The sequence below is a fragment of the Rhodoferax sp. genome, assembly GCF_014859475.1.
In the GTDB taxonomy this organism is placed as follows: Bacteria; Pseudomonadota; Gammaproteobacteria; order Burkholderiales; family Burkholderiaceae_C; genus Rhodoferax.
The window spans coordinates 1-8,115 of the sequence record NZ_JACUUE010000108.1 but is presented as its reverse complement, the minus strand read 5'-3'; the positions used below and the strand labels follow the sequence as shown (position 1 = coordinate 8,115).

Below are 8,115 nucleotides of genomic sequence, written 5' to 3'. Positions count from 1 at the left end.
CGGTGTACTCGGCCATGCGCGGCAGCGGGATCACCACGTCTTCGTTGATCTTGAACGCGTTGGTGTGGCGGCTGATGGCCGCCGTGCGCTTGCGGTCAAGCCAGAATTTTTTGCGCGCCTCGGGGCTGATGGCAACAAAACCCTCGCCGCTGCGCGAATTGGCAATACGCACCACCTCGCTGGTCACGCGCGCCACCTCGTCGGCATCGTTACCCGCAATGTCACCGAAAAGCACCATCTTGGGTACACCGCCACCGCTCAGGACGGCGCCGCGCTTGCTTTTGGTGGTGTAGCCAACGGCTTTCAGGTAACGGTCGTCCAGATGCTCCAGCCCGGCCAGCAGCACGCCACTGCGTTTTTGCTCGGCAAACATGAAGTCCTTGATCTCGACGATGCTGGGCACGGCGTCTTTGGCATTGCCAAAAAACTCCAGGCATACGGTGCGCGTGTGCTGGGGCATTTTGTGCACCACCCAGCGCGCGCTGGTGATCAGGCCGTCACAGCCCTCTTTTTGAATGCCGGGCAGGCCACTGAGAAACTTGTCAGTCACGTCCTTGCCCAGGCCCTCCTTGCGGAAGGATTTGCCGGCAATGTCCAGGCGCTCGGAGCGCAGCGGGGTTTTGCCGTCAGCCTTGAAATACTGCAGCTCGAAGCTGGCTACATCCACGTCGTGGATCTTGCCCATGTTGTGGTTGATGCGGGTCACCTCCAGCCATTCGGCCTGGGGCGTCACCATGCGCCAGCTGGCCAGGTTGTCGAGCGAGGTGCCCCACAGCACGGCTTTTTTGCCGCCGGCATTCATGGCGATGTTGCCGCCAATACACGACGCATCGGCAGAAGTGGGATCGACTGCAAAGACAAAACCAGCCCGCTCGGCCGCATGGGCCACCCGGCTGGTCACCACGCCGGCTTCGGTCCAGACCGTGCCGACTTCATGGTCCAGCCCGGGCAGCGTGCGCATCTCGACCTCGGTCATGGCCTCGAGCTTTTCTGTATTGATGACCACACTCTTCCAGGTCAGTGGAATGGCACCGCCGGTGTAGCCGGTGCCACCGCCGCGCGGGATGATGGTTAACCCCAGCTCGATACAGCCCTTGACCAGATGCGCCATTTCGGCCTCAGAATCTGGCGTCAACACCACAAACGGGTATTCCACGCGCCAGTCGGTAGCATCGGTCACATGGCTGACGCGGCTCAGGCCGTCAAACTTGATGTTGTCCTTGGCGGTCAGCCGGGCCAACACCTTTTGGGTTTGGCGGCGTAAGGCGGCGGTTTCGACAAAATTGGCATCAAAGGCTTGCACGGCCTGCCCTGCCGCGGCGAGCAACTGCCCAACCAGCGCATCGCGCTCAGGGTCGTCAGCGGGTTTACGGCGTTTTTCAATTTCACCCAGACGGTGCTGCAGGGCTTGCACCAGCAACACCCGGCGTTTCGGGTTATCAAGCAGGTCGTCTTGCAGATAGGGGTTGCGCTGCACCACCCAGATGTCGCCCAGCACCTCGTACAACATGCGCGCCGAACGACCGGTGCGGCGCTCTTCGCGCAGCTTGTTGAGCCATCCCCAGGCAGGCAAACCGAGCAGTCGAATGACGATTTCGCGGTCAGAAAACGAGGTGTAGTTATATGGAATTTCGCGGATGCGCTCGAACCCATGCGCCGCAACGGCATCAGCGGGCATTAACGACTTAAGCAGTGTAGGGGCGTTCATCAGATAGTTTGGTAACAACCGTCGCGGGTATTTTTGCCCTGCTACAGGCGTGCTTTGGCTGGGCAGGCGATGTTACCGCAGCGCAGCATTGCCCTGTTGCGGTCATGGCAACTGGCGCCCGCCCAAACGCAGCGGCCGTCCGTGTTCAAATGCCTACACTTTGGACAGCCAACAGGCTGTTGGCGTGAGCCAAAGAGCATGACAGCGTGGCTATCGCAACGATCAATCGACTTGTTATTTTGTTCGATGAGGCATTCAGGGGCCTGTCGGTCAAGGTGTCCATGATGGAGGTGGAGAAACTGGCCATTTTGGTGCAGTACGCCATGAGTGGAAAAAAACGGGCTTTCCACACCACCAAGCATGTTTTGCAACTCAGTCAGGGCATGAAGCCGGTTCAGGTGCTCGCTGCGCTTTTCCATGACGTGGTGTATTGCCAGCTTGATGGCGGCTTTTCGGCACAGACAGCGCGGCGATGCGCTGCGATGCTGCCAGACCAGCCGCGTCCGGCACCGGGTGCGATGCCTACACGATCTCGATGCGCTGGCAGGGCTGCTGGTAACCATAGCGCGTCACCACCAAGCCTTCGAGCGGCCGAGCCCTTAGTGGTCAGCCATCGACTTGCGCACAATCGCCAGCACCGCGTTCAGGTCCTCGATCGGCACCTGCCCAGGTGCCGAACTGCTGGCCCCCACGGCGAAGGTCAGGCTCGAGCCAAAGGCCCAGCCAAACAGGCGGGTGAGCGCGCCATAAGACCCCATCGACACGCTGATGAGGGGAATGCGCAACTTTTTGCTGGCTTGCCGGGTGGCAGCCAAAAGGGTCAGCACATCGTCCGGATCGCGCGGCATCACGGCCACCTTGGCCACGTCGGCACCCAACTGCTCGGCCGCCAGGAACTTTGTCGCCAAGGTTTCGAGGTTTGGCGTGGATGAAAAATTGTGATACGACAGCACCAGTTTGATGTCGTTGGCTTTGGCCGCAGTTCGTACCCGAACGATGTTGGCCGCGTCGTTGGCCATTTCATAGTCGATCAGGTCAATGCATTTGCGCTCGCACACAGCCGTGTACATGGCAATCACCTGCGCTTCGTCAATGGCTATTTTTTCGCCGCCCTCGATGGTGGAGCGGCGCGTGAACAGCACGGGGATGTTGCCCGCGGCTTGTTTGATGACCTGCGCGGCGGTGATGACGGCAGCGGTGTCGCCAATGGCTTCAAAGAAATCAACCCGCCACTCCAGTACGTCGGGCTGCTTGGGTAGCACGGTAGCCAGCTCAAGCATGAGAGCGTCCAGCGTACGGCCCACCAGCGGGGTGCAGACCAGCGGAAACTTGCCGCCAGCAATGGCTTGACCGTGCAATTCAAGGGGCTGGAATGATTGCATATCGTGCTCTGTTCAAGATGAGGTCTGCGAGCGTCACATCAATGCGGAAGACGTGAAATGGGTGTGCTAAGTCGGTTGGTGGGCCGTCACAGACTTGAACTGTGGACCAAAGGATTATGAGTCCTCTGCTCTAACCAACTGAGCTAACGGCCCGACCGAAGCGTGGATTGTAAGGGGCCGCAAAGCCCTATTTGTGGTGGCTCAGCGCATTGCTGACCAGTTTTGAGGTGATATCGACGATCTGGATCATGCGGTCGTAAGGCATGCGCGTCGGGCCGACCACGCCCAGCGTGCCCACCACCTGGCCGTCCACCTCGTAGGGCGCGCTGACGATCGACAGGTCTTCGAACGGCACCACCTTGCTTTCGCCGCCTATGAAGATGCGCACGCCCTCGGCCTGGCCGGTGACATCGAGCAGGCGCATCAGCTGGGCTTTTTGCTCGAACAAGTCAAAGGCGCGGCGCAGGTGGCTCATGTCGCTGGAGAAATCACTGACCGAGAGCAGGTTTTTTTCGCCCGAAATGATCACCTCGTCCTGCCCTTCAGCCATGGCCTCGGTGTTGGCTGCCACGGCAGCGGTCATCAGCTTGGCAATTTCCTCGCGCAGGTTATCGACCTCGCTTTTAAGGCGCTCGCGCACTTGCTCGATGGTCAGGCCGACATAGTTGACGTTAAGGTAGTTGGCCGCCTCGACCAATTGCGACTGGGTGTAATCCACCTCGGTAAAGATGACGCGGTTTTGCACGTCGCCTTCGGGCGACACGATGATCACCAGCAGGCGCCGCTCCGACAGCCGCAAGAACTCGATGTGCCTAAACACCGAGGTGCGCCGCGGCGCAATCACCACGCCGACAAACTGTGACAGGCTCGACAGCAGGTTGGCCGCGTTGGAGATGACTTTTTGCGGCTGGTCGTGCGCCAGGCTGGGCGTGCCGATCTGGCCGCGCTGCACCGTCAGCATGGTATCGACAAACAGCCGGTAGCCGCGTGCCGTGGGAATGCGCCCGGCCGAGGTGTGCGGGCTGGCGATGAGGCCCAGTTCTTCCAGGTCCGACATCACGTTGCGAATGGTGGCAGGCGACAAGTCCAGGCCCGAGGCGCGCGACAAGGTGCGTGAACCCACGGGCTGGCCGTCGGCAATGTAGCGTTCTACCAGCGCTTTGAGTAATAACTTGGCACGATCGTCGAGCATGGATTCATTTTAGTGATGTAATTTGCCAATGAAGTCCAAATTCCAGCATGTTGCCCTGGTCGGCAAATACCAAACCAACTCCGCGAGCGCCAGTGGAGCCAACTCGCGGGCCGCAGTTGTGGCTGTGGCCCATTTTCTGGATGACCTGGGCTGTGATGTTGCCATGGAGCACGACACCGCGCTCAATATGGGCATGTCCGACTATCCGGCCTTGGGCATTGCCCAAATCGGCAAGCAATGTGACCTGGCACTGGTGGTGGGGGGCGACGGCACCATGCTCGGCATCGGCCGCCAGATGGCACCCTATGGTGTGCCGCTGATCGGCATCAACCAGGGACGGCTGGGGTTTATTACGGATGTGCCCTACGGCAGTTTTGCCGCCAGTCTGGCGCAAATGCTGGGCGGCGCTTACGTGGAAGACCACCGCAGCCTGATCAACGCCCGGGTCTGGCGCGACGGTGATTGCGTTTACCGGGCCACCGCCATGAACGATGTGGTGGTCAACCGCGGGGCCTCTTCGGGCATGGTGGAACTGCGCGTCGAGGTGGACGGCCATTTCGTGTCGAACCAGCGCGCCGACGGCCTGATCATCGCCACGCCCACCGGCTCCACTGCTTACGCGCTGTCCGCAGGCGGGCCACTGTTGCACCCGTCGATTCCGGGCTGGGTGATGGTGCCGATTGCACCGCACACCTTGTCCAACCGCCCTATCGTGCTGGCCAACAGCTCCAAAATCGCCATCGAGGTGGTCTCGGGCCGGGACGCCAGCGCCAGCTTTGACACGCAGTCGTTGGCAGCCCTGATGCACGGCGACCGCATCGAGGTGACGCGCTCCAAGCACCACGTGCGCTTTTTGCACCCACAGGGTTGGTCTTACTACGACACGCTGCGCGAAAAACTGCACTGGAACGAGAGAGTGGTCGCAACATGAGCCTGAAACGCCTGGTACTGCGAGACTTTGTCATCGTCAGCGAACTTGACCTTGAATTTGGCGGCCGTTTCACCGTGCTGACGGGTGAAACCGGTGCCGGCAAGTCCATCTTGATTGATGCCTTGCAGCTGGCCACCGGGGGCCGCGCCGACGTCAACCTGATCCGCGAAGGTGCCAGCCGCTGCGAGGTGAGCGCCGAATTTGACAGCACCCCCAACGTGAGGCAATGGCTCGAAGATGCCGGGTTCGAGGCAGATGCCACACTGCTGTTGCGACGCACACTCGACACCCAAGGCAAAAACCGCGCCTGGATCAACGGCAGCCCGGCCACCACCACGCAATTGCGCCAGCTCGGCGAGCAGTTACTCGACATCCACGGCCAGCACGCCTGGCAAAGCCTGACACGCCCGGACGCGGTGCGCGGCCTGCTCGACGCCTATGCTCAGGTGTCAACCACGGCAGTGGCCGAAGCATGGCACCAGTGGCGCGCGGCGCAAAATCAACTGGATCAGGCGCGCGCGTCGCAGGACTCGCTGCTGCGCGAGCGCGAGCGCCTGAGCTGGCAAATTGGCGAACTCGACAAGCTGGCCCCGGCGCCTGACGAGTGGCCCGCGCTCAATACCGAGCACGCCCGCCTGGCCAATGCGCAGGCGCTGCTCGATGCCGCCCAAGCCGCCGCCCTGACCCTGGACGAAGACGATGACAACGTCATCAAGCGCCTGAGCCATGCCTGCCAGCTGCTGCAGCAACAGCAACACCTGGAGCCCTCTTTCAAGACGCTGACCGAGGTGCTGACCTCGAGCCTGGCCCAAGTCCAGGACAGCGCGCACGCCCTGCGCAGCTACTTGCGCAAGACCGAACTCGACCCGCAGCGGCTCGCCGAACTCGATGAACGCATGGGGCTGTGGCTCGCGACCGCGCGGCGCTACCGGCGCAGCCCGCCTGAATTGCCGCAACTGCTGGCGAGTTGGCAGCAAGAGCTCGCGCAACTCGATGCCAGCGCCGATGTGCAGTGGCTTGAAAATGCACTGGATGCAGCCTGGCAAGGCTATGCCCGTGAAGCCGAAGTACTGACCCGTGCCCGCACCCAAAGCGCACCCAAACTGGCGCAGGCCATCACCCAAGCCATGCAGGGTCTGGGTATGCAGGGCGGGCAATTCGAGGTGAACGTACAGCGCGCCGCGCAGGCACTGCAAAGTGGTCTCGAAGAGGTGACTTTTCTGGTCGCGGGACACGCGGGCAGCACGCCGCGCGCGGTCAACAAAGTGGCCTCCGGCGGTGAGCTGTCGCGCATCGCGCTGGCCATCGCGGTCACCACCAGCCAACTGGGCACGGCACAGACGCTGATATTTGACGAGGTGGACGCCGGTGTCGGCGGTGCTGTGGCCGAAACCGTGGGCCTGCTGATGAAACAACTGGGCCAGGACCGCCAAGTACTGGCTGTCACGCACCTGCCGCAAGTGGCGGCTTGTGCCGACCATCATTTGGTAGTGCGCAAGCAGTTGCGCGATGGTGTCACCCTGAGCTCGGTCGCCGCGGTGGACCACGAGGCGCGGGTGGCAGAGCTGGCCCGCATGCTGGGCGGCGAGCGCCTGCGGGGCAGCACGCTGACCCATGCCCGTGACATGCTACAAAGTCAGGAAAGCTAACTCACCATGACCCTGCCAAAACACAAAATGCATCTGGTGTTGATCACGGGCATGTCCGGCTCGGGCAAGTCGGTGGCGCTCAACGCGCTGGAAGACTTGAGCTTTTATTGCGTTGACAACCTGCCCCCCGAGCTCTTGCTGCCGCTGATCGAACTGGAACGCAGCCACCATGTCAGCCAACTGGCCATCGCCATGGATGTGCGCAGCGCGGGCTCGTTGCCGCTGGTTCCCAGGCAACTGGCGAAGCTCAAGAGCCAGGGTTTGCGGGTGGACTCCATTTTTCTGGATGCCAGCACCGACACGCTGATGCGCCGTTTCTCCGAGACCCGGCGGCGCCATCCATTGTCCAAAACCGACAACCCGGACCACAGCCTCGACCAACACCGTGCGCTGTCCGAAGCCATTGAACTGGAACGCGAACTGCTGAGCGAACTGCGCGCCGAGGCGCATGCGATCGACACCAGCATCATCCGTCCCACCCAACTGCAAAGCTACGTCAAGTCCTTCATCCGTGCCCCGGACGACCAAATGACGCTGGTGTTCGAATCGTTTGCCTTCAAGCGCGGCGCACCCAACGATGCCGACTTTGTTTTTGATGTGCGCATGTTGCCCAATCCGCACTACGAACCAGGCTTGCGCGAGCTGACCGGGCGCGACGCACCGGTGATCGATTTTTTGCAAAAACAGGCCGATGTGCAGGCCATGCTGGCGCAGATTCATGCCTTTCTGGACAACTGGCTCGGGGCGATGGCACGCAACCACCGCAGTTACGTGACGGTGGCCATCGGCTGCACCGGCGGCCAGCACCGCTCTGTCTATCTGGTCGAGCAATTGAATGCCCTGTTTGCGCCGCGCTGGAGCACGCTCAAGCGGCACCGCGAGCTGACCTCCTGAGCCGGACGATCCGAAGCCTGACAGCCGTTCGCGGCGAGGGCGCCGCTCCTACGGAGTGCGCTGCACTTTGTCGTTGGCTGGATTGCTGGCAGCTACACCAGCAAGCTCCAACGGAGCTCGCTGGACTTTGTCGTTGTAGGAGCGGCGCCCTCGCCGCGAATGTCTTCGACTTTTGAACCTAGATTCCTCAGTTGGACGCGTCCGAGTGGGCTGCTGGCAGCGTGTCTGGGTAGGCGCGACGACGCAGCGGGCTACTGCCCGCAAGGAGAAGCAACGACCCCAGGCACGCTGCCAGCGGCACTTGTCGCTCGCGTAGCGCTTTCACCCAAAAGGTGAACGCGATCGAAGTCACTTTTTCT

6 protein-coding genes and 1 tRNA gene are annotated in these 8,115 nt (G+C 61.6%); 3 read left to right on the top strand and 4 right to left on the bottom strand.

Annotated features, from left to right (window positions below; translation table 11 throughout):
- The 4 genes from IBX54_RS09995 to hrcA form a co-directional block, all read right to left on the bottom strand.
- A partial coding sequence (locus IBX54_RS09995; RefSeq protein ID WP_296542510.1) for a DUF3683 domain-containing protein occupies positions 1–1,708 on the bottom strand: 1,708 nt, incomplete at its 3' end.
- A gap of 599 nt (positions 1,709–2,307) precedes the next feature.
- Positions 2,308–3,090, bottom strand: coding sequence for a type I 3-dehydroquinate dehydratase (gene aroD, locus IBX54_RS09990; RefSeq protein ID WP_296542509.1), 783 nt, complete (start codon positions 3,088–3,090; stop codon positions 2,308–2,310).
- Positions 3,091–3,166: 76 nt separating this feature from the next.
- Positions 3,167–3,243, bottom strand: a tRNA-Ile gene (locus IBX54_RS09985).
- A gap of 34 nt (positions 3,244–3,277) precedes the next feature.
- Positions 3,278–4,282 (bottom strand): heat-inducible transcriptional repressor HrcA, encoded by a 1,005-nt coding sequence (gene hrcA / locus IBX54_RS09980; RefSeq protein WP_296542508.1) that lies wholly within the window; start codon positions 4,280–4,282, stop codon positions 3,278–3,280.
- Between the two features lie 28 nt (positions 4,283–4,310).
- Here hrcA and IBX54_RS09975 point away from each other — a divergent pair, with 28 nt between their 5' ends.
- The 3 genes from IBX54_RS09975 to rapZ are packed head-to-tail and all read left to right on the top strand — an operon-like array spanning position 4,311 to position 7,756.
- On the top strand, positions 4,311–5,213 hold the full coding sequence (locus IBX54_RS09975; RefSeq protein ID WP_296542507.1) for an NAD kinase: 903 nt from the start codon (positions 4,311–4,313) through the stop codon (positions 5,211–5,213).
- Complete coding sequence (gene recN / locus IBX54_RS09970) at positions 5,210–6,862, top strand: DNA repair protein RecN (protein WP_296542506.1); 1,653 nt, start codon at positions 5,210–5,212, stop codon at positions 6,860–6,862. Before IBX54_RS09975 ends, recN begins: the two co-directional genes overlap by 4 nt.
- Before the next feature lie 6 nt (positions 6,863–6,868).
- On the top strand, positions 6,869–7,756 hold the full coding sequence (rapZ, locus tag IBX54_RS09965) for an RNase adapter RapZ (RefSeq protein ID WP_296542505.1): 888 nt from the start codon (positions 6,869–6,871) through the stop codon (positions 7,754–7,756).
- Positions 7,757–8,115 lie beyond the last annotated feature (359 nt).

Bases quoted from the DNA above. Each gene is read 5' to 3' on its own strand.
- aroD (WP_296542509.1), bottom strand. From the start codon at position 3,090: ATGCAATCATTCCAGCCCCTTGAATTGCACGGTCAAGCCATTGCTGGC.
- hrcA (WP_296542508.1), bottom strand. From the start codon at position 4,282: ATGCTCGACGATCGTGCCAAGTTATTACTCAAAGCGCTGGTAGAACGC.
- IBX54_RS09975 (WP_296542507.1), top strand. From the start codon at position 4,311: ATGAAGTCCAAATTCCAGCATGTTGCCCTGGTCGGCAAATACCAAACC.
- recN (WP_296542506.1), top strand. From the start codon at position 5,210: ATGAGCCTGAAACGCCTGGTACTGCGAGACTTTGTCATCGTCAGCGAA.
- rapZ (WP_296542505.1), top strand. From the start codon at position 6,869: ATGACCCTGCCAAAACACAAAATGCATCTGGTGTTGATCACGGGCATG.